The sequence below is a fragment of the Cellvibrio japonicus Ueda107 genome (genome assembly GCF_000019225.1).
Lineage (GTDB): Bacteria > Pseudomonadota > Gammaproteobacteria > Pseudomonadales > Cellvibrionaceae > Cellvibrio > Cellvibrio japonicus.
The window spans coordinates 4,124,017-4,146,295 of sequence record NC_010995.1 but is presented as its reverse complement, the minus strand read 5'-3'; the positions used below and the strand labels follow the sequence as shown (position 1 = coordinate 4,146,295).

Below are 22,279 nucleotides of genomic sequence, written 5' to 3'. Positions count from 1 at the left end.
CAGGTTTTTGGAGACTCCATCCTGATTTTTGTTGGGTTAATTCTATGTTATTCGGGCTTTGGGTCAGTGTTTTCCTGCTCAGCTTTATGCTGACAGGATGTTATCGAGGCTATGCCCTGCGCAAGTCACTGATGGATATCCCCAATGATCGCAGCTCCCATCAAGTACCAACCCCCCGCGGTGGTGGTATTGCGATTGTGGTGAGTTTATTGCTGGGCATGGGAGTGGCTATATCGATCACCCCTCTGGGAGTGATCCAATACAGTGCATTCTTGTTGCCGGGATTACTGCTGGCAGGTGTTAGCTATCTGGATGACCTGGGGCATGTAAAGGCGGGATGGCGCCTGCTGGTACAAATACTGTCAGCCACACTGGCGCTTTATTTAACCGGTGGCATGACCGCGTTGGGGGTATTTGGCGTTACCCTGGAGTCGCCCCCCTTATTATCGCTGTGGGCATTACTGGTGCTGGTTTGGATTATCAATCTCTATAACTTCATGGATGGCATCAATGGAATCGCCTCTTTGACTGCGATCAGTATCTCCCTGGGGATACTGGTACTGCTCTGGTTAATCGGGGCTCCGGTCGAACTTATGGTGCCTCCCTTCTTGCTCGCAGGAGCCAGTGCCGGTTTTTTGCTCTGGAATTTCCCCAGGGCCCGTATTTTTATGGGGGACATAGGGAGTTGCTTTATTGGCCTTGTATTAGGTGTCATCTTCCTGCAAGCGGGACAGTGGAATCCAGTGTTTTACTGGGCCGTATTGATCCTTTCCGGTGCTTTTATCGTTGATGCCAGTCTCACGCTCTTGCTCAGGGCATGGCGTCGGCAAAAACTCTATCAGGCGCATCGGGAACATGCCTATCAACACCTGTCCCGTCGCTGGCAATCACATACCAAAGTCACCTTGGGATATAACCTGTTGACGTTAGGTTACTTATTGCCGGTTGCAGGCTTGGTGGTACTGGGGCACCTGGATGGGTTTATGGGATTGCTGCTGGGCTACTGTCCGTTAGCTCTGGTGTTTTGGCGGTCAGGTGCTGGCAGGCATCAGCAGTGGCCGGCGCCGGAGAGGCCGTTATGAATGTGTTGGTTACTGGCGCCAATGGTTATCTGGGGCAGGCACTATGTCCATATCTGGTAGCTTCTGGATATCACCTGGTGACATTGACCCGGCAACCTTATGGTTTGCAGGGGACCGTTAATATCCCTGTTCCGGATTATCTGGTATCACTGCCCGAGCAGGCATTTGTAGGGCAGGAAGTCGTTATCCACCTGGCCGCTCGTGCACATCAACCCGGCTCTGCCAGCAAACGTATTGATGAGGAATATCGCCGCATTAATGTTGATACTACCTTGGCGATTGCCCATGCAGCCCTGCGTGCGGGTGCCAGGCGTTTTATTTTCCTCAGCAGTATCAAGGTAAATGGCGAGGTCACCACTGGACTGCCATTTCGTAGTAGTGACCCCCCTAAACCCGGCGATGCCTATGGGCGATCAAAATGGCAAGCTGAGCAGGCATTAACGGCCTTGTTTGATAAGACGGGTACCGAATTGGTGATTGTTCGCCCACCGCTGATATGGGGTGGGGCTCCCAAGGGTAACCTGGCGACCCTGGTTCGGCTGATTGATTTGAAAATTCCCTTGCCCTTCAAGTCATTACGTAATCGCAGGGATTTGGTTTCACTGGGAAACCTCTGCAGCCTTATTCGGTGTTGCCTGGATCATCCGGCCGCAGCCGGGCAAACCCTGTTGGTGAGTGATGCCCGGCCACGCAGCACAGCAGAGATTATCTGGTTGATTTCCAGTCAGGCAAAATTCAGCCCCCGTCTGGTAGCGTTCCCTACCAGCTTGCTCAGGTTACTACGTCATGTACCGGTTATTGGCACGAAGCTTGATAAGTTAATCAGTAATCTGGAGGTTGACATAGGGCAAACGCAAACATTACTGGGATGGCAACCAGAAATGGACTGATATAACTTGCAATAATAAATAATATAGAAAATATGGGAGGCAGTTATGAATACGTGTCCGGTACAAATAATACCCACAAATTGTTACAGGGTTCTGCTACTCAACCGGCGTTGTGGTTGATACCATGACGCCTCTGGAATCTATGAATGGGCCGAAGGAATTGATGAAAAACAACTCTCTACTCTACCGTTTCCTAAGTGCGCCCAGGCCTGTCAAACGAGCCATATCGGTTTGTTATGACACTATTGCGATAGTGTCTTCGTTCTATCTGGCATATGCCCTGCGTATGGGGCGCACAGAAATACACTTTGATCGTCCAATACTGCTTTGCCTGCTGTTTACGCTGGTTGTGTCTTTATACACCTTCATGCGTATGGGGCTATATCGTGCGATCCTGCGTTATATGACCCAGCAGGCGATGTTTACCATCGTCATCGGCATCCTTATTTCAAGTTTGGCAATGGCACTGAGTGGCTTTTTCCTGCACGCTTTCTTGCCGCGTTCCGTCCCTATTATTTATGTATTCACTACACTGATCCTTATTGGGTTACCGCGCCTTGCGTTCCGTAATATTGTTCAGGCGTTAACACCCAAAGGCGATGTTAAAGTCATTATTTATGGCGCGGGTGAAACAGGAAGTAACCTGGCTGCCCAATTGCAACAGGGCTCGGAGTTTCATCCGGTTGCGTTTGTGGATGACAATAAAATACTCCAGGGAAGCGTGTTGCGCGGTTTGACGGTTTATCATCCGCATAAATTATCTGCGCTTATTGAAGAGCACCAGGTTAGTCGCATCTTGTTGGCGTTAGGCAATATAGAAAGGCAAGAGCGTATTCGTATTATTCGTTACCTTGAGCCGCTGTTGGTGCAAGTACAAACCATTCCTCCTATTACCGATATAGTGCGTGGTGTTGCACATATCAGTGAGCTGCGCAATATCCAAATTGAAGATCTTCTGGGGCGTGACCCGGTAGCACCTGATCCCATCCTGATGGGTAAAAATACAACCGATAAAGTTGTTATGGTGACAGGAGCTGGAGGTTCTATTGGCTCGGAGCTTTGCCGCCAGCTAATTAAGCTGAGTCCGTCAAAAATTATTTTGTTCGAGCAAAACGAGTTTAATTTATATCGTATCGAAAAAGAGTTGGCAGAGAAGGTAATTGCCGATCAGCTTCCCATAGAAATTGTACCCTTGTTGGGCTCCGTACAAAATGTATCACTGTTAAATATGGTGATGTCCCAATTTGCGGTACATATTGTCTACCACGCAGCTGCTTATAAACATGTGCCGATTGTTGAACATAACCTTATTGAAGGTGTTAAAAACAACCTGTTTGGTACACGTAATGTTGCAGAAGCTGCATTGCGGCATCGGGTAAAACACTTTGTACTGATCTCTACCGATAAAGCCGTTCGTCCTACCAATATTATGGGAGCAAGCAAACGCCTTGCCGAGTTGGTGCTGCAGGATTTAGCAACGCGCACAAGTTCGACTACGTTCAGTATGGTGAGATTTGGCAATGTCCTTGACTCTTCTGGCTCGGTAGTGCCGCGTTTTCGTGAGCAAATCCGTCGAGGGGGGCCCATTACCGTCACCCACAAAGATATAGTGCGCTATTTCATGACGATTAGTGAAGCCGCACAATTGGTGATTCAAGCTGGTTCCATGGCGCAAGGTGGCGATGTGTTTGTGTTAGATATGGGTGAGCCGGTCAAGATACACGACTTGGCCCGCGAAATGGCGCTCTTATCGGGTTACAGTGTGAGAGATGAAAATAATCCTAATGGCGATATCGAAATCATTTTTACCGGATTGCGCCCTGGTGAAAAATTATATGAAGAACTGCTGTGTGGTAGTAACTGTGAAGGTACTACACACCCACGTATTCTTCGTGCCCAAGAGAAAAAAATATCCCCGCAGTCTTTAGCAGAGCTACTCGATAAGGCCCAGCTGTATTGTGAACAATACCGTCATCAGGAATTGTTTACCTTGATAGTTGATTCGGATGTTGAATTTGAGCCCCTCTATGAAATGAGTGACTTAATTCACAAGTCTAAAAAAGAGACAGCCAAGCTTTTGGTAATGCCTGGTTTGGTAGATAAAAAGATATTGGCGGAATAGAGCTTGAGCTCTCAGTTGTCTGTGTGTTTGTTAAGTGTGTCCTGTGTTACCTTTAATGGCGATATAGAGGTTTTGCGCTTAACGCTATCATCTTTAGCTTCTTCCTGTGCTGTTGCTCGTGATCAAGGCCTGTTTAGGTCAATAAGCCTTTATCTGATTGATAATGGGCCAGATGGTCACAATTTTTACATTCTATCCACATTGCGAGATGAATTTCTGTCGGAATTTGATTCCATCATTGTAGAAACTGGTCATGGTAATCTTGGATATGGGAAAGGGCATAATTTGGCAATTATGGAGGCCAGGAGCGATTACCATCTCATTCTCAATCCGGATGTGATACTGGATCAAGACAATATTAGTGTTGCCTTACGTTATTTGGGGTCTAATCCTCAGGTTGGTCTCTTAGCTCCGGATGCCTTTGGCTTACATGGCGAGCGACAGTACATTGCTAAACGTCAACCAACAGCAGTTTTGTTAGCTGCCAGGGCATTAAATAGCAAGTGGCTGAATCAAGCATTGAGAGCTCGCCTGGACCGCTACGAATATCGTGATCTGTTGCCGGCGTCACAACCACTACAAATTGAACTGGCCAGTGGTTGCTATATGTTTTGCAGGACGGTAGCGCTTCAGTCAATATCTGGATTTAGTCCAAAGTTCTTTATGTATTTTGAGGATTTTGACCTATCCATGCGAATTCAGGATAACTTCCTGATCGTTCATCATCCACAGGTAAAAATTATACATGCTGGTGGTGGTGCATCGCGCAAAGGCCTCTTGCACATTTATTATTTTTGTCAGTCATTTATAAAATTTATTATCTCTAGGCGATTTTAAGAATTATGTGGTTAAAAAACTTTATTACAACCAAAAAGCTACCGGCAATAGTTGATCTTTTAAATAAAGGGCACTCCTCCAGTAATGTGCTGTTGATGGTTATCTTATTTGTGGTATCAACAATATTCCTGTCATCATTGATTCCGCCATTTCAATCTCCCGATGAACAAGATCATTTGAAACGAGCCTATCTGCTTTCCCAAGGGCGCATAAGCATGATCACCCCAGAGGGACAGTCTACAGGTGGGTATATTGATGAATCGCTAAGTACTTACATGGGAATTTTTACTGTTCTTCCTGGTAAAGTAGATAGTAAATTAACTCGTGAAATGCTGGATGATGCCAAATCACTGCATTGGTCCAAAACAGAAGTATTTAATAGTTGTCCCGGTGTTAACTATTATTTCCCCGCAATATATCTACCGCAAACTATAGGCCTGTGGATTGGACAGTTGCTTGATTTAAGTATTCATCACTCTTACTATCTTGCGCGAACACTGGCATCAATCAGTATTCTAATATTGTTGTGGATGGCGTTTCGGACTCTTACCCCTAGCCCCCTTACTTTAGGGCTGCTACTTATGCCACTAATGTTGTTCCAAAGTGTGGCAACTAGCCAGGATGGTATTGCCGTGGCTATGTTAATTTTATGCGTGTCGATATTTGTGAAATTGATGGACATGTATGCTGTATGGAATAAAACACTTTATATCACTTTTGTGGTAACTCTTTTGGTTCTGGTGAATAGCCGGCTTAACCTAATGCCGATGTTGTTAATGCCTCTGGTGATTGCCTACCGGTATAGACAAAATTATTTATGGTGGTCTGCGATTGCAGTTGTTATCTTGGCCTTCATTTGGGTGTTTTATGCGTTGATGACAACCGTGGATAGCAGGGTGTCGATCGGCGCCAAGCCTTCTGAATTGCTGTTACATTATATAAAACACCCAATAGAGTACCTCTCCTTAGTCTTTGATAGTATAAGTAACTCTCATCTACAGCATTTCTATATCACTTCTTTTGTTGGTGTTTTAGGGTGGCTTGATGCTAGCGTTGGTGCCAGCGTAATCAGTTCTATATATTGGATTTTACTTATTCTTCTTTTTCTATCGTTGGCTTATACGCGTGCACATTTGGATTGGTTGCCTAGGGCAACCTTGCTGGTAGTATCCTTATCTTCATGTTTATTGGTATTTTTTCTGTTATTAATTACGTGGACGCCGCACCCTGCCGAGCTAATTAGTGGTGTACAGGGGCGTTATTTTTGGTCGTCTGCACTTCTATTTTCAGTGGCTACGACGAGAAGCATAAAATCTCTCCCTCAGATACTAAAAATATTTAGTGTGCTTTTTTTGTGCGTGCTTGCATTTATTAGTGTTACAGGAACAGTCGGTACTGTATTGGATCGATATTATCTTGCTAGCCAGTCGCAGCAAGGAAAGGTTATTAGTATTAATCCTAAAGATTATGCTGAAAAAAACGGGCAGCTTGTGAAAATCAAAGATAAAGATGAAGGAACTCCCAAGGGTGGTTTTGTAGATAACGCAGTTATTCAGGATCATCAAATAGTGATTACGGGTTGGGGATTCTTTTCAGGCGATAGTAAAATATTCTACAGTAACCTCCAGGTTTCCTATCCAATAACCTATATCACTATCCCCAGGGGGGATGTTCGTGCGGCATTGCGTAATCCGAAGCTTTCTTTATCTGGTTTTGAGCTGCGTATAACCATTGATGATCAGGATCCAGTGTCTATTATGCGTGAATTATGCATATACAGTGAGGATGCTGAATTGGGTGTACATCAACTTCAGGCCGGTAATGAAAGTATGTTGTACAAGTGTGAAAAGTAAATATGGTTAACAAAATGATGCATTGTGAATCGCCTGGTCATGCTGCCAAGGTTGCGGTGGTAATTCCCTGCTATAAAGTTAAGAACCACATTGGTGACGTTATAGAAGCTATTCCATCCTGTGTGGAGAAAATTTATGCAGTTGATGACTGTTGCCCGGATGGTTCTGGTTTATTTATCCAGAAAACTATAGATGATCATCGAGTAGTGGTTTTATTCAATGAAGTCAATCAGGGAGTTGGCGGTGCCGTAATGACCGGCTATCAGCAAGCTTTGGTTGATGAAATGACTGTAGTTGTTAAAGTCGATGGCGATGGGCAAATGGATCCCACCTTAATTCATGACTTTATTGGCCCTATTTTACGCGGCGAGGCAGACTATACCAAAGGGAATCGCTTCTATGACCTGGAGCAAATCCACCAAATGCCCAAAATAAGGTTATTTGGTAATGCGGTACTCTCATTGATGACAAAAATATCTTCAGGGTATTGGGATTTATTTGATCCAACAAATGGTTACACAGCAATTCATACAAGTGTTTTGAGACGGTTGCCACTGGCAAAAATCAGTAAACGTTATTTCTTTGAATCAGATATTTTATTTCGACTCAATACAATTCGCGCTCAAGTTATTGATATACCTATGGATGCAAAATATGGAGATGAAGAAAGTCAATTAAAGGTTGGTAAAATTGTTGGTGAGTTTTTAAAGAAAAATATTAAGAATACGATTAAACGAATTTTTTATAACTATTATCTGCGTGATATGTCTATTGCATCTATAGAACTGGTGCTAGGGATAATACTGTTGTTATTTGGGATATTTTATGGGGCATTTAATTGGTATCACTATGCCAGTATAAGCAGTTTAACGCCTACTGGCACAGTTATGTTGTCTGTATTGCCGATAGTGTTAGGGGTACAGTTTATGTTGTCTTTCCTTGCTTATGATATTGCCAATGTCCCGAAGCGCTGTTTGTCAAAAAAATCATCAATATAACCCTCCAGCAGGAGAGGGTAGCGCACAAGGGCATTTTATTGCTGAATAATAATGTTGTGTTTTTCACCATCACAGCGAACCATAATAAACGATTTATCTGCTTGCAGTAGGACTATCTGATAGCTTCCAGCTGTGAGCTCACCCTTGGTGATTGTCGCACTAAAGCCACTCTGTGTCAGTTTATTGTTGGAAAATACTTTCGCGACATCCTCTCGTACCATGCCAGATGTTGTTTTTATTGCAGTTAGCTTGTTAGTTTCTTCATTAGCTAAATATAAAACAATCGAATCTGATGTGGAGTTCGTGTTTTTATTAAAAGCCCATCCACTAATGACGATGTCATTGGTGTTGCTGATAATCTGGTTGTTTTGAGGAGTTTCGAAATTACAAACGCCTAAAGCCGGATAAGCGTTAAGTGTATTGATATCATTATTGTTGTCACAACCAACAAGCAATAAAACGCAAGAAAAAAGAGCAGTCAATTTTTTTAGAACAGTGGTTTTCATACGGAAATCTCAATTGGTTTATTGATCAGTTTTTAGTTTTCCCATATTTGAACGAAATGCATCATAAATCCCTTTTGACATATGTCTAATATATTCAAATCGATGTGGTGCATAAATTGAAATCGCTGCAAAAATTTTAATGCTGCGAATAATATCCATCACTCTCCAACGCCAACCCACCCAGGGTTGTAAAATCATCCACCATTGGTTGCGCATCTGGTAATAAAGTCTGAAGCTGGCATGTAATACTCTGGGTTTTCCAAAGGCCATAAAATGGGTATCACCCAGATCGTGTTGCATTTTTGCCGCTCCCACACCTAACAGCCTAAAGCCCTTACGCTTAGCCCGCCAGCACCATTCTGTATCAACATAATCTATAAATAATTGGTCCTCAAATAGACCAATTTGTTCAATAGCCTTACGTGATAGCAAGCAGCCGGAAGAAATCAGATGATCAACATCAACTTGTTGATTGTCGGCGCACTCCACTCGAGTTAGTCCCAGTCCCCTCAATGCTACAAAAGGTGATTTTTCCTGGCCTTTGATGTCTGTGTATTTTGGGCCAACGGCAGCAAGTTGATGATTATCATATTTGATAAAAGCGTTTTTCAGGTGCTTAACCATATCTGGAGCCGGACAACTATCCTGGTCGAATAACAGGACATGAGAGGCGTCTTGTTGTTGAGCCAGTGCAATGCCCTGATTATATGCATATGCAACTCCCTGATTTTGAGAGTTGGTAATAAACATTAAATTATGGATATTAGGCAGCTGTACTTCTGAAGATGAATTGTTATCAATAACGACAATAAAATCCACTTGAGGCTGTAATGCGTTAAGAAGCGTTTCGAGTACAGCCGGATTTGGATTAAATGTAACAACAACTGCCAATATTTTCACTGTTCGATTATCCTGCATCCTGGGTTTGAGGGCTAACTGATAGCTCCCACTTGCCTAGCCTGGGCGGTGAATGAAGTGAAAAATCTGGGAAGTTCAGATTTAAGTTGGGGTTATAAAAAGGATCATTAGCAAGTTCTTTTTTCCAGGTTGACATCATATACTCAACTTCTCTTACAAAACGCTCCCGTTTTTCCGGCGCTATATCAGCCCCTCGCGTCGCGGATTCATGGTGATAGAGAAGGGCGTAAGGAGTCCATATATTCCTATATCCTTTATTAGTGACACGTATGCAAAAATCAACGTCATTGAATGCAACGGCCAAGTTTTGCTCATCTAACCCATCCACTTCCTGATAGATGGCTTTACGAATTACCAAGCAGGCAGCAGTAACCGCAGAAAATTGTTGCGTAACACTTGCCCGAGCGAAATAGCCATGATGCGTGCCGCGAATAAATAAATGAGCATGATTGGCAACCCCTCCTATACCAAGAACCACACCACCGTGTTGAAGACGCTCATCAGGAAATAACAACTTTGCGCCTACAGCACCGACTCCAGGTCTCAATGCATGGACAACCATTTCATTGAGCCATTCTGGACGGATAACCTCAACGTCATTATTGATTAGCCCAATGATTTCGCCATCACTGTGTTTAACCGCCAGGTTATTAAGTTGGCTGTAATTGAATGGTCGATTGTCACGAATAACCTTAAATCTCGGGGTATTTTTTAATGTGTCGAAATAAGTCAGCGCTTCAGGATCATCAGAGCCATTATCAACAACAATAATCTCATAATTGGGATAAGTGGTTTTCTGTTGAATACTATCAATACATTGGCGAATTAATTGTAAGCCATTACGAGTAGGAATAATTAAACTAACCAGCGGGGGATTATCCGGTAGTTTATATTTAACACGATAACCATATCCCTCAAAACTAACCTGGGCTTTTGCGTTTATACGCAAAAGATGATCTTGAATAGCTTTTTCTCCAGCGATAGCTGCATAAGGTTTTGAATCTGTAGATTTGGCGGTGCTGTCGGCATGAACGCGCCAGTGATAAAGTACTTTAGGAATATGGATTATCTGTGTAGGTTCTACCAGTTCAATAGCCCGTAAAATCAAGTCATGATCTTGTGATCCTTCATAACCTTTGCGAAATCCATGTATTTTTTCAAATAGAGAACGGCGAATTAGGCCCAAGTGACTAAAGCAATTCTGCGACAAAAAAAGATCATAGTTCCAATCAGGTTTAAAGTAAGGGCTATGTCGATTCCCTTGCTCATCAATCTTGTCCTCATCAGAATAAATAAGTTGCGCATCCGGGTTGTTATTAATCGCTTGTAATATCCAGTAAAGTGCAAAAGGATGTAATAGATCATCGTGATCGAAAAGTGCGATCCAGTCGCCACTTGCTATTTCTGCAGCACTATTAGATGACTCAGAGATATGCCCATTCTTTTCACGAAAAACCACTTTAATACGAGAATCCTGTGATTGTTGTTGCGCGAGAAAGTCTCGTACCTCCCGGTGAGTTGATGCATCATCTGCAATGCAGAGTTCCCAATTTTGATAAGGTTGGGCTTTTAAGGAGTCAATAGCTTCTTTCAGCCATGGAATCGAAGAGTTATAAGTGGGTAGCACAAATGAAATGCAGGGTTGTAAAGCTAAGCCTTCCAGCCGCCTCTTTGCCGCTGAATAGTCCGCTGCATTTAACTCGCCTAACGCAATCCAGGAACTATAATCAACATTAATCTGATTGGGTCTGCTGCGATAGTATATTTCTGCCAGTACCCCCTTAAACCCTTGTATTCCATGGTGTTTTAAATTCCCAAGCAGGAATCTGGTGGCCGGTAATATTCCACCATAAAAGCGGGGGGCTGAACTTAAAGCAACTAGCAAAATCTCCAATTTTGATGGGGGTGTTGTCCTTGGTGGACGTGGTAGTCTTCCCTCCGCTTTACCGAAGACTTTATAGTGTTCTTCCGCAGAAATTCCACTATTTGCCACATCAGGGTATTGGGATAAATACCAATCAGCGTCAACTCGCCGTTTAAACATATATAGAATCCATAGCTAATGAACTAATTGATTACATTTACTTAAATTGTAATATGAATCTATTTCTACATATCCAGAGCTTGTATAGAGATCTTTCAGCTATAAGTTTTGATTCAGTAACTACGAACTGTGACGCGTCTTTATATTGCTTTAAGTGTCGAGTTTCTGGGTGATGTTTAAGTAGCATGTAGCCCCAGTACCATTGATTGTTAAGAACTCTGGGTACCAACAATTGAATGACTGGAAATGTATTTGTGGATAGCAAGCCTTTATCTGAGAATTTTTCCCTTCCTATAATGATTATCTCATTAATTGAAGCGTCTTCTGTTTTTATATCCGCAGCAAGTTGGTTTAAAATTAAATATTCCTGCTCTTGCTGGGCTTTAACAGCATTAGCATACGCGTAGTTTATTGTTAAAGACGTAATAAATAGAAAAGCAAAAACGGGCAGGGCAAGAATATTTCTTCCAACGTAATAAAGCGAATAAAAGAAAAAAAGCAAAACACCGGATGTACCGATAAATGTTCTGGCAGCGAATACAGGTTCTTTTAAAATACATAGTGTAATTAGTGATGCTATTACGACGAGAAAAGGGGCTAATGCTAAAAATAATGAATCTATCCATCTCTTCAAAGCAAGAAGTTTGATTGCTAAAAATAACGAAGATGTAAATCCGCCAATAAGAAGTACACCATAAAAATAACCATTGTGACCTATAATTGGTAATTTAATAATCTCATAAAACCTGTTTATATTGTCAATAAGTATGATCAAGCCTTCATAAGAAAAAGGTATTAGCTGACTGTGCAAACGATCATATTCGTTATTGTTTACCAAGTCTCCATAAATAAGTTTGTAAAGGCCGAAAGAAACCAACAAAACTACTGCACTTGAAATTAAATGCTTATATCTATCTAAGAAAGGTTTGTTCTCGGAAGATTTAAGCAAAACACTAAATTGAACAATTATGGAAATAGTTAAATATAATCCGAGAGATGCCTGGTAAAAACACATCATTGAAAATAATAAGATAATACTTATCAAGATCCTTAGTGGGCTGATTTTGGATAATATAATTGCACTAAGGATAGCCAAGCCAACGGAGAACCCCATCATCATTGACTCAAATCGGTAAGATAGATTTTCAAGATAAAAAGGGTTGATTAGTATGATCGCAAAAGCAGCAGCACCAATATAAGGCGAGTTTGGAAAAAGGTTAATATAAATATGCCATCCAGCATAGAGTATTGCAGATACACCTAGTAGTAGTGGAAGTGGGTGTATATCAACCGTGTTATTGCCAGTTAAGAATTGAAAAAAATACTGACTAAAAGGTCTGCCATTGCCTAACCATCCCCAGCCACCCGTGATAACTCTGCCTATATCATCAATGTAATAAACAGAGCTATTCAAAAATGAAAATAAGTAAATTGTTGTGATAAATAACGATGTAACAATAAACCTCATAACATGAATATCTATAGATTTTCCTATAGGTTTTTCGATATAAATTTCATTCATTATTTAAAAGCCTTATAGATGTTTTTTAAATGAAATTAAAAGATTCTTTTGTATAGACCTATGTCATCTACAGAAATGGCTTTACATGAGCCTGGATTATCCAAGTCTATGCGTATTCCTTTAATATTGTCTGACATTATCCACCATGCAAGTGCTGTAACAAGGCGCATAGGTGCACGCGTTGTTGAAACCAATAATTTGATGCTTTTATCTATACTTTCTGTGATGTTTTTGCTCTTCAGATCGCTGTTAATATAATAGTAATCGAGTATTGTTTTGTTAAATCCACCTGTTGCGGGCAGATGCCTGTATGCAAGAGCTGGTTGCTTGTGCTGTAAAATAAAATTAATGATTTTTTTGTTGAGGACTCTGAATTGTGGCGCTTCTTTTGATAGGTTGACTCCATTTAGTTTTTTATAAACGGAATTAAATATCCAACTTCCCAAATGATATATTGTACCAATTTTCTGTTTGGCAGTATTTCTGGCAAAAACAACATCTGTGCCATCAACGGCTTTGGCAAGCATGGTTTCTATAAAGTTAAAATCGTTGCTAAACGGGTCTATTATCGCGACATAGTCTCCAAGGGAGTTCTCCACCCCAACCCAGCTTGCAGTATCTATGTCAACTTCTTTCGTCAGGGCATAAATTTGTAGATTAGGTAGCCCCGAATCGCTGGTGATTCTTTTGAGTAGAGGTATTGTGTTATCGTTTGAGGCGTTGTCGATAATGATAATCTCGTAGTCACTTACCAGAGGTGCAAGTATTTGTGTGGCATTTTTCAGAATTGACTCAATAGAGTCTGATTGATTTTTTACCGTCAGTACGACAGATAGAAAAACTGGGAACTTCATAGTGACTTATCCGCTAGCTAAAAAATATGTAAATAGACAACTAACGAGTTATGGGGTGGCTTTTTCCAGGAATATTTTGTATTCATCGCATGTTAAAAATAATAAGGCTGTTCCAAAACTCGCTTTTTAAAAATCGGTACAGAAGCATGAATCTTTCCACCATAAGGGTTTCCCGCTAGAAAGGTTCGATCCAGTAGATGGTAAATATCTGCTTCGTGAGCCCATCGCCTTCTGATCTCTGGCCACTGATCTTTATCAATTTGGTGCAATTTCGACAGGCAACTTTTCTGTGTATGTATTCGCTCTAATAAATCATCAAGAAGCTTTTCCTGATGATAAGGGGCAAGCAGATCAGCTGCAAAACCTTGTACTTCCGAAAAGGCTCTGGAAAAGCCACCGAGAAGCTCTTGCACAATTGTCTCAGGGCTGAGGTGCCTTGGATGACTGCGACCGGAAAAGTTTGCTTCACCTGCTACTTCCCTGTTATTTGAGTCAACCCAACCAGGGCCGCCCAAATAGTCATAACAAAAAATGGGGCGCTTGCTGCGCAGAGCATACTGCACAGTTTTCCCGATAGTGACTACTGCATCGTGGCTGCTAATATCACCGGGCTGAACGCGGCGCTCGTTATCTGGCGCGCCAATTCTTGTTACTTCGATACCCTGCTCGCGCAGTATACTAAAAGCGGTGTCCAGTTCCTTCGGTAAGTGGCTGGAGACTGACAGCAGGCGCTTTAGCTGGTATCGCGCGTGGGTTTCCACTGGTGCCTCAAAACTTTCTGGGGCTGGATTGGGAAAGAGTAGTGTGTCTGTAAATCGCGACCCGAACATGGATAGGCGTCTCGCCGTTTCCTGGCTATTACACATGATGATATCGGCGAGTTGTTCTTCGATAAAGGGGCCGGGGAATTCGAATTGTTCGAAGGGGGATAAGTGGTTATAAATAAATACAGGTAAAGATCCCCTGAAGGGAAAGTCCCCCTTTTGTTGTGGGATAATTCGTGACAAGGTTTGATGCTGGCAATAGACAAAATCGAACTGTTGTAACTGGATTTGTTCAGGTGCAGTAAAAACCCGAATGTCTGATCCCAATGCTTCGTCCAGGAATTTTACTTCGGCGAAGGGTGAATAAATGGAAATATTGCAGGTGCGTTGGCGCAAGGCTTCGGCCAATTCAATGGCAACCAGTTCTGAGCCTCCCCATCGATAGAGATGGTGTGTGGCTATAAGTCCTTTGAGGGGCAACTTGCGATTTATGGTATTGGTTGGGGCAGCGGAAGTTTTAGCCGCCGTTGTGGTGGCTTTGGTGGTTATATTTTCCCCGACACCTTTCGCTGTAAAGTAGGCCTGTGACTTCTCGGTAGTGGGTGAGGTTACTGCATCCCATGCGGAGAGAAACTCCCTGTCTATTGCCGTATCCGTACCATCCCATAAATGAAGATATGAGGGAAAGGAATCGGTCTCACTATCAGATTTTGTGTTGGAGAGAGTGTGCTCGACAGTGCCAATGAAGAGAATATCCGGGCGAATGAGTGAAATCATCTCACGGGGCAAAGAGCTGGTATACAGGCAGACGACACGAGTGAAGATCGCACTCAGGTGTTTTAACATCACACGGAAATACGAGTCCCCCAACACCAATACCGTTTTGTGTACAGGAGCTTCCGGGCTAAACAGTATGTCGATCATGCCATTGTTAAAATCACCTGGACTGCGCACTTCAGTAAGTGGCCAATCGCAATCGAGCATGAGGCCATTCTGATGCAGACTCGGTGTAAATTTTTCGCCCAGATCACCTGTCCTGCGTTGCAGCTTGGTAATACGTGTGGCGATACGATCCAAGGCATCTTCTGCCTTGATCTCTATGGCATCCAGCATTAGTCGCAATACCATCAGAGATCCCTGGTCAGTCATATGGGAATCCAACGGATAAAATGCTGCTTGTGATTGCTGGGCAAGAACATCGACAGGATAAATCACATAAGGCCGTAGCGCTGGGTTCAGGTGATTTAGGTACAGGTCACCCAATCTTCTCGGCGATTTGATTGGGAAGATTTCCTGCATCACTGACTGTTTGTCAGGAAAGATGATATGGACATAGGAAATACCGCTTTGCTGTGCGATTTTGAGCTGTTCGGCGATACTGCTATTGAAGTCGTCCAATGATGCTTGTGTTGGTACCAATTCACCGGATACATATTTCAATATCGAATGGTTTTCGCCGATCAGAAATGCCATTCCCGAGTTTGTCAGCAACACATCCCCTTCGATATGGTAGCTGCCTGTCAATGTCGGTTTGCTCTGGCTTTGTGTTGCCAACTTACACAGGGGAACCTGTTCGCTGGCTATAACTTGCATAAGATGTTTAAGGCCTGCCCAACTGGGGATACCCTCTGGGCCGAGTTCAACCATAGGTGCTTCAAGCACGCAGTTAATTATATTGGTATGTACTGGCAAGGTTGTATTCAGGCGGTTGAATTTGATGTGCTCCTTGCGTTCCACAATTATTGAACTGGCGGCGCTCTCCCAATCGATACACGGCAGTTCATGCCAGGCAGCGGTGGTGGTGTCGAAGGCTTTTGCCAGTACTGGTGTTAAATCAGCTCCGCCTGCAGACAAGACGATAATGGCACAGGACGACAGATCAAGCCCTGTGCAAATTTCTTTAATGGAGGCTTGGCCGGGCGCTTGCTCAAGTGGTGCCAGGATTAGCCCGACTTCAGCCAATCGTTTTGCTCCCGAAGCCCCCAAATAGCGACTCAAGGTGTCCAGCCAGATTGAATGACCGGTGAGGATAACAGGCCCATTTTTCTGGCTGACAATTTGCTGGGCGAGCGCGATCAAGTCGGCTTCAACCTCGGCCACGGCAAGATGATAGGCGTCTTGCGGACTAAGGTTTTCGCACAGGAGTCCGTTAAGTAACAGATAGCCAATGCGTGATGGGTGTGAGTTTCTATCGATAAATAAGCGATTGACCTCATGCATTGGCATACATAAAAAAGGCGATAGATCTACTATGTCCAGATCCGGCAAGTTGGCAACAACATCCACATAATTGAACGTGAGATGCCGATAACCTGTATCGTTGATGTAGCGACCTGCCAGTCTGTCATGTACTTGCTGTCCGAATAAATACCAAAATACATAGCGGGCGCGAGCCCCAAAGCACTGATGCCAACAGGCCAGGCCAGCACGCGCGCGTTGAAGCATTTGCCGGTCATATTCCAGGGTAATCGCGGCACTGTTGATTCCCCAAAAACCATCATTCAATACAGACTCTTGATTGCATCTGTCGCTGAGGCAGATTCCATTGCCTGAGCGGAGATCGCCAATCATGACCCCTATCGGTTTTTCGGTATCAGCCATTGCACGGGCTGTTTCAAGCAATTGTTTCGACCATATGGGATGGTCAGCCAGGCCAATAATTCGTTCTGCCTCCAGATTGCAGCAAACTACGCCATCGCGTACCTGCTGGTGCCAACGCAACGTATACGATGGACCGACAATCAAGGAGGCAGCAAGGGGACTCACCACGCCAGCGCCCCTTTTTGCGAGTTTTCAGATTGTTCTTCTATTCGCTTTTTGAAATAGTCGTGGATCTCCATCCTGCAAGGGGCAAGGTCAAATTCAAGCGGTAGCTCAGGGTCACTGGGAACCCCTGCAATTTTGCCATCGTTGGCAAAAGCTACTTGACTGAAAAGACGTTCAATTAAATGTGCTGTTGCACCGTCGTTTGCGCCTGATTCTGGCTCAAAAGCAGTAATTGATAAATGTTCTGGTTCAGTCAGCGGGCGCAGACAGCTGGGTCTCACCCAGAACATGGTTCCGGCAAAAAATCCATTACCTGTTGGATTATTGAGTATGGTCTGAGCCAAATCTCCTTGATCGTGGTAAGGGTATTTAGTTAGCGACAGGAAATAGGGTGAAGGTCCAACCATGTTCAGAGATGGGTCGGTGCGTAATGCCTCCAGGATATCGGTAACGCGGCTTTTATTGCCCAATAGTGCGCGGAAGGTTTCACTGCGCCACAGTTGCCCAAATTGTGGCAACAAGCGGCCCGATCGATAGTAACCGCGTTTAGTTTGGATTTTCAGCAGTGCATCATAGTTTTTCTCAGTAATCAGCGGCAGTAAATCGACAAACGGCCCTATGTCACGGCCACGGTTAACGGCGCGGTAAAACACTGCTTCGGGATAGGCTTCGCGTACCATTTGCTCAATGTGTCGGGTACCCCAATCGGGCAGCGTGACTATTAAGTCGAAGGCCTCGGGAATGGTTTCCAATGCTGACAGGATTTCGGGTACCAGGTCGCGGTAATAGAGATGAGCGACTACGGCAATTCGTTTCTGGCTGTGCTCAAGAGCTGCGCGGATTTCGGCAAATTGGCTATCGCGCCGCACTGCCTCTTCTGGGGAGAGCGGGTATAGCGGAATAACAGGTTGAACAATGGCAGCTGTAATTGCCTCTTTTAGCAGTGTGAGTGTTTCCTCTGCTTTTGCACCTGAAATGGATGCACGGGGGCTGCGTCCTTCTTGCAGGCCGTAATGTACAAAGTGGAAGATGGGATCAATATTTGCTTCTCTGACGTCGGCGTAGGTCTTTAGATAATAAGTGTCATCAACAAGACCGCCTTCCATAATAATCTCGGTGAGCCCCTTCTCGCTGCGCCAGGTGAGGTCAAGCCATTCGAGAACTTCATCCAATTCCTGGATTCTGGTATAGGACAGCAACCTGCGGGCTATGGGTAGGTAGGCTGAAGTTATCGCGGTTTGTGAGCGGTTCTTGCGTTGTGCCTGGCCTGGTATGGCGAACTCATTTTGCCCGGGTGTGGACAGGCCATAAAACATGGCTGAGCGCGCGCTGCTCTGCTGCGCGGGTGCCGAGGCAGCATAAAATCCACGTGCAAAATGAATTGGATCTGTTGGCCGTAGCTTGCACAAATAATCTATCAGTCCAAGACGTTCCGCAAACATGGAGGCATCGCTGCGGATCTTGTCGGACTGCAGATAGCCACCGAGGAAAAACTGACGCAGATAGCCTGCTCCTTGCAGATAGGTGTCGTAATCGAAATTGCCTTCTAGTATTTGCTCAAGCGATGGGAAGAGGTCGCGCGGTTTATAGACTGCATCGCCCAATACGACAACAGGCTTGTCGTAATAAAGTGCCTCAAAACCAACGGAGCTGTTTACCGTGATGACGAAATCACAAAGGTTAATCAGCTGGGAATTGTTGTAAGTGACATCGGTACGGTCACACCAAATGACCTTGTCTGCCCATTGCTGTAGTTCAGAGCGCGCAATGAAATTTGCCATATGGGCATTCTGGCGATGTCTGGATGCCGGATGGGGTTTAATAATAGTGGTGTAACCCTGTTCCGCAAGTTTAGAGATCACATCAAGGACAACATCACTGACCTTGTTATAAGGTGAGAAACGCAACAGGTTAGCATCATCATAAAGTTGCAGTGGCAGGAAGGCCAAGCGCTTTGCTTTGAGTGCTTCGCTTGCCAGGTCACCTGGTAGCGGAAGAAACTGATGTTCGTAGGTCAGTGTTTCGAGATTCTGTGAATAGGCCATAATTGCCTGGTGGCGTGACATTTGTTGCCCACCAACTATATCGCGCAGGTCGGCAACTGATAGTCTCGGTGTTACTGCTGAGCCATTGGTACCAAAAGGATCCATAACAACCGATTCGAAGAAGGGAGAACGGGTACAACCTAATTCCATGGCAATGCGTGTTACGGGCCGCTCTTCAGTAAAGCGGGTGATAGCACCATTCTCTCCCCAATGAACAATCACCTCGAATGGGAAGGTACGCCAGATCCGGCGCAGGATATTCAGATAGTCTTCGCTCACGTCTCCGCGCCCGGCCATCAAATCCAGCCATATAGGGACACCTTCACTACCCCAATCAAGCAGATAGCTTTTGAAAAGTGTTTCTTCTTCAAGTGTTGAGCGAATCAATCGTTTTGTATAAGGCTCTAATGTTGCAGCGCCCACGGCTTCTAATGTTTTGTTGTTAGCAAATAACCGCATATCCATTTTGGGGCCAGCATCAAGCAGTGGCAGGAATTTGCGTACTACGTCGTTGAAATGGATTTCCGAGTTGCGAATTGGATGGGGCTCAACATAAAACAACACTCTCATTTCAGTTCTCCAAGGTTTTCCAACCCGTCAACACTGCAATTGCGACGCAGAAAGTTAAGGTTATGCAACGCAAGGTTGCGCTTGCTGGCGGGATCGGGTACCCAGGACAAAGCTTCATACCAGTCATCCAAATTAGCGGCCAGCGTTAAATGATCGGTTCCGATGGTTTGCATATCGGGAATAGGGCTTGCAATTAAGCGACAACCGGTCAGCGCTGCTTCAAGGAATTTTACCCGGGATTTACAGGCATTAAAGTCGCTCATTTCCAGAGGGGCGATCACTGTTGCGCACATAGTCATTAAACTGGGTAGTCGCCAATAGTTGACTACAGGTGCAGTGCTCACATTGGGTAGTGATGAAATGCCGAGCGGTATTGCAACAGGACCGACTACCAGCAGATTAAAATCTGGATTTTCAGAGAGCACTCTGTGAAGCGCTTCTTCAACGACGGGAAAATCCTTATCGTGGCTACGTGTGCCAGCGAAATATCCAATGGTATTCCCTGGGCGCGGGTATAAATGTGTACCTAGTGCTTCATGGGTAGACAAGATGGATTCGGGAATTATATTGGGGACTACCTCTACTCGCGCATCTGGATTGAATTGGCGTACTCGTGCTGCAAGGGGCTCTGTGGAGGCAGTAACCCGATCAAACTCACATAATCCCGCAAGGTTGCTGGCAAAAGCAGCGATTGCATGATCTGGGCTGAGTGTGCCATTTTTGACTGCTGAGGAAACAAGTGCTATGTCTTCCGTACCAAAGATGAGGTCGTCGTAATCTGCAATCAGAACTCGACCATGTTTGCGCAGCAGCTGAACAATTTCCCGAAAATTCGGACGTGCCATATTCGGACGATGAAATACATAAACATCAAAATCGATACAGGGGTTGTTGTAAAACTGAGCTGCGGAATAGATCGAACAAAAATGGCCGCGTTGCATAAGTGTCTCGGCCGGATGAAAGCAGCGATAGCGAACAGAGGGGTCTTGCAGTGGCCGATCTGCCCGTCCTGTTTCGGAGATGAAACATATAGATTTTGAGTGCGAAATATTTCTTATAATTTGCTGGTTTGTTGTGGTTGCATTATGTGCCATTAGCTCTGTGTGAGTTTGCCGATCAAGAATATTTTCGCCCATACATTTATCTCATCAGGTGTTTGATATCAATTTTCGGTTGCTGAAGTTGTATTTGAAAATCCATTTATACCAATAAATATGGTCATTCAAAAAGCTGTCAGATGATTTCCCTCACCCGCCATATCTCCGTTTTAAAAGAGTCAATAGAATTGGTCGGTGTTGGGAAAATTATACCGTCTTGTGATGTATCAACTTTCCTGTTCTAACTTGCAATGTTCCTTAAATGATCAGTAACAGGAACACCATTTCTCGTGAATATTTCAAGAAATTGATTGGCGCGTAATTTTCTGTTCTGATCAAAGCCCTCTCCATCGAATTGTTTGGCAAATTCTTCTCTGAGGTCATCGAAAGAAAACCTGCCAGTGATCCATGGTTGATCATAAAGGGATACGTGGGGAATCCCCATTGCTCTGCATAGTTCCAGTGTTCTGGAGTCCCACACGGCGCACATTGCCGGAGTACCAGATTGAAGTGCCAGCGTTATACCGTGAATACGGGAACCAAAAACAAAGTCAGCACGGCGAAGGTATTCCATCCATGAGGGGACGTCCCACCAGACCCGTAAATGCCTGCGACCAAAATCTCTCATGCCGGATATACTGGTTTCCGGTGATAATTGAAATCTCAGCTCGGCCAGATCCTCCTGGCTAAGTTGATCAAATCTGGCCAGCGACATATGCCGTTTATCCATCTGTACATGAGACACTCCTCCTGTGGCAATAACCAAACGGAGAAGGTGTTGTTCAAATGGTGCATGCTTGAGGTCCCAGGGATTACCCAGTGTACCGTCTAGTAAGGGGTTTGAACCTATCGTATTGAACTTTGCTACGATTTTTTTACCCAAATTTTTATCCGGTGAAAGCAGCAGAGATGGACAACCTGTGGTAACTGCTCTGTCCCCGTATCCATATTTATTTAAGACGCCATGAGAAAATCCCCCTCTGACAGCTATATTGGGAGCACTATTAGTAGATCTGCTACAGACTGCATTCAACCATGAAATTTGTATATCGCTGAGAGATAAGTCATTGGGATTATCTGTCAATCTATCCAGTGGCCCCTGAGCCCCCAAACCTATTAACAGCATTTTCCAACTACTTGGACTTGTGTTTACGAAGTTAAGAAAGTGGGAGGGGTCATAATGACTACCTAATAAGTTAGCACAGGCATATACACCGATGGTTTCTTGTGCATCGACTGGTGCTAGAAAGTGAGTATTGCGAGGAAAACCGAGAAGTAATGCTGTGGCATAGCCAAAAGCCAGATTTCCCGGGTTTAAACCAACCATCGAAGCGGCGGCGTGGGTATCCAGATGAGCTGTCAAACCAATACGTGGTGGATCACATCTAAACATGATAGTCATGATGATTAC

Annotated in this window: 15 protein-coding genes; 6 read left to right on the top strand and 9 right to left on the bottom strand. The window is 44.2% G+C overall.

Features of this window, described 5'->3' with window-relative positions; genetic code table 11:
* The first annotated feature begins 44 nt into the window (after positions 1–44).
* The 6 genes from CJA_RS16675 (at position 45) to CJA_RS16650 (ending at position 7,782) form a co-directional block, all read left to right on the top strand.
* Positions 45–1,082, top strand: a complete 1,038-nt coding sequence (locus CJA_RS16675; protein ID WP_012489032.1) for an MraY family glycosyltransferase — start codon at positions 45–47, stop codon at positions 1,080–1,082.
* Positions 1,079–1,972, top strand: coding sequence for an NAD-dependent epimerase/dehydratase family protein (locus tag CJA_RS16670; protein WP_012489031.1), 894 nt, complete (start codon positions 1,079–1,081; stop codon positions 1,970–1,972). The genes CJA_RS16675 and CJA_RS16670 overlap by 4 nt, the downstream gene beginning before the upstream one ends.
* Before the next feature lie 124 nt (positions 1,973–2,096).
* Complete coding sequence (locus CJA_RS16665; RefSeq protein WP_238526785.1) at positions 2,097–4,094, top strand: polysaccharide biosynthesis protein; 1,998 nt, start codon at positions 2,097–2,099, stop codon at positions 4,092–4,094.
* 3 nt (positions 4,095–4,097) lie between these two features.
* Positions 4,098–4,931 carry a glycosyltransferase family protein gene (locus CJA_RS16660; protein WP_012489029.1) on the top strand — a complete coding sequence of 278 codons (834 nt, stop codon included), beginning with the start codon at positions 4,098–4,100 and terminating at the stop codon, positions 4,929–4,931.
* Positions 4,932–4,936: 5 nt separating this feature from the next.
* Positions 4,937–6,784 carry a DUF2142 domain-containing protein gene (locus tag CJA_RS16655; protein ID WP_012489028.1) on the top strand — a complete coding sequence of 616 codons (1,848 nt, stop codon included), beginning with the start codon at positions 4,937–4,939 and terminating at the stop codon, positions 6,782–6,784.
* Between the two features lie 2 nt (positions 6,785–6,786).
* Positions 6,787–7,782 (top strand): glycosyltransferase family 2 protein, encoded by a 996-nt coding sequence (locus CJA_RS16650; RefSeq protein WP_012489027.1) that lies wholly within the window; start codon positions 6,787–6,789, stop codon positions 7,780–7,782.
* Positions 7,783–7,817: 35 nt separating this feature from the next.
* On the opposite strand, the gene CJA_RS16645 is transcribed toward CJA_RS16650, so the two are convergent.
* The 9 genes from CJA_RS16645 to CJA_RS19205 all read right to left on the bottom strand — a co-directional run bounded on the left by CJA_RS16645 (position 7,818) and on the right by CJA_RS19205 (position 22,270).
* Complete coding sequence (locus tag CJA_RS16645) at positions 7,818–8,288, bottom strand: hypothetical protein (RefSeq protein ID WP_041551697.1); 471 nt, start codon at positions 8,286–8,288, stop codon at positions 7,818–7,820.
* 18 nt (positions 8,289–8,306) lie between these two features.
* On the bottom strand, positions 8,307–9,188 hold the full coding sequence (locus CJA_RS16640) for a glycosyltransferase family 2 protein (protein ID WP_049765488.1): 882 nt from the start codon (positions 9,186–9,188) through the stop codon (positions 8,307–8,309).
* A gap of 7 nt (positions 9,189–9,195) precedes the next feature.
* Entirely contained in the window at positions 9,196–11,250 is a 2,055-nt protein-coding gene (locus tag CJA_RS16635) for a glycosyltransferase family 2 protein (protein ID WP_012489025.1), read from the bottom strand.
* Positions 11,251–11,287: 37 nt separating this feature from the next.
* On the bottom strand, positions 11,288–12,772 hold the full coding sequence (locus CJA_RS16630; RefSeq protein ID WP_012489024.1) for a glucosyltransferase domain-containing protein: 1,485 nt from the start codon (positions 12,770–12,772) through the stop codon (positions 11,288–11,290).
* Between the two features lie 35 nt (positions 12,773–12,807).
* On the bottom strand, positions 12,808–13,626 hold the full coding sequence (locus tag CJA_RS16625; protein ID WP_012489023.1) for a glycosyltransferase: 819 nt from the start codon (positions 13,624–13,626) through the stop codon (positions 12,808–12,810).
* Positions 13,627–13,718: 92 nt separating this feature from the next.
* The gene (locus tag CJA_RS16620; protein WP_012489021.1) at positions 13,719–17,159 is read right to left on the bottom strand and encodes a hypothetical protein; all 3,441 of its coding nucleotides are present in this window, start codon (positions 17,157–17,159) and stop codon (positions 13,719–13,721) included.
* Positions 17,153–19,771, bottom strand: a complete 2,619-nt coding sequence (locus CJA_RS16615; RefSeq protein WP_012489020.1) for a rhamnan synthesis F family protein — start codon at positions 19,769–19,771, stop codon at positions 17,153–17,155. Before CJA_RS16615 ends, CJA_RS16620 begins: the two co-directional genes overlap by 7 nt.
* Positions 19,768–20,907, bottom strand: a complete 1,140-nt coding sequence (locus CJA_RS16610; RefSeq protein ID WP_012489019.1) for a glycosyltransferase family protein — start codon at positions 20,905–20,907, stop codon at positions 19,768–19,770. Before CJA_RS16610 ends, CJA_RS16615 begins: the two co-directional genes overlap by 4 nt.
* Positions 20,908–21,109: 202 nt before the next feature.
* Positions 21,110–22,270 carry a polysaccharide pyruvyl transferase family protein gene (locus tag CJA_RS19205; protein ID WP_012489018.1) on the bottom strand — a complete coding sequence of 387 codons (1,161 nt, stop codon included), beginning with the start codon at positions 22,268–22,270 and terminating at the stop codon, positions 21,110–21,112.
* Positions 22,271–22,279 lie beyond the last annotated feature (9 nt).

Bases quoted from the DNA above. Each gene is read 5' to 3' on its own strand.
- CJA_RS16625 (WP_012489023.1), bottom strand. From the start codon at position 13,626: ATGAAGTTCCCAGTTTTTCTATCTGTCGTACTGACGGTAAAAAATCAA.
- CJA_RS16670 (WP_012489031.1), top strand. From the start codon at position 1,079: ATGAATGTGTTGGTTACTGGCGCCAATGGTTATCTGGGGCAGGCACTA.
- CJA_RS19205 (WP_012489018.1), bottom strand. From the start codon at position 22,270: ATGACTATCATGTTTAGATGTGATCCACCACGTATTGGTTTGACAGCT.
- CJA_RS16615 (WP_012489020.1), bottom strand. From the start codon at position 19,771: ATGAGAGTGTTGTTTTATGTTGAGCCCCATCCAATTCGCAACTCGGAA.
- CJA_RS16635 (WP_012489025.1), bottom strand. From the start codon at position 11,250: ATGTTTAAACGGCGAGTTGACGCTGATTGGTATTTATCCCAATACCCT.
- CJA_RS16630 (WP_012489024.1), bottom strand. From the start codon at position 12,772: ATGAATGAAATTTATATCGAAAAACCTATAGGAAAATCTATAGATATT.
- CJA_RS16655 (WP_012489028.1), top strand. From the start codon at position 4,937: ATGTGGTTAAAAAACTTTATTACAACCAAAAAGCTACCGGCAATAGTT.
- CJA_RS16665 (WP_238526785.1), top strand. From the start codon at position 2,097: ATGACGCCTCTGGAATCTATGAATGGGCCGAAGGAATTGATGAAAAAC.
- CJA_RS16645 (WP_041551697.1), bottom strand. From the start codon at position 8,288: ATGAAAACCACTGTTCTAAAAAAATTGACTGCTCTTTTTTCTTGCGTT.
- CJA_RS16675 (WP_012489032.1), top strand. From the start codon at position 45: ATGTTATTCGGGCTTTGGGTCAGTGTTTTCCTGCTCAGCTTTATGCTG.
- CJA_RS16610 (WP_012489019.1), bottom strand. From the start codon at position 20,907: ATGGGCGAAAATATTCTTGATCGGCAAACTCACACAGAGCTAATGGCA.
- CJA_RS16650 (WP_012489027.1), top strand. From the start codon at position 6,787: ATGGTTAACAAAATGATGCATTGTGAATCGCCTGGTCATGCTGCCAAG.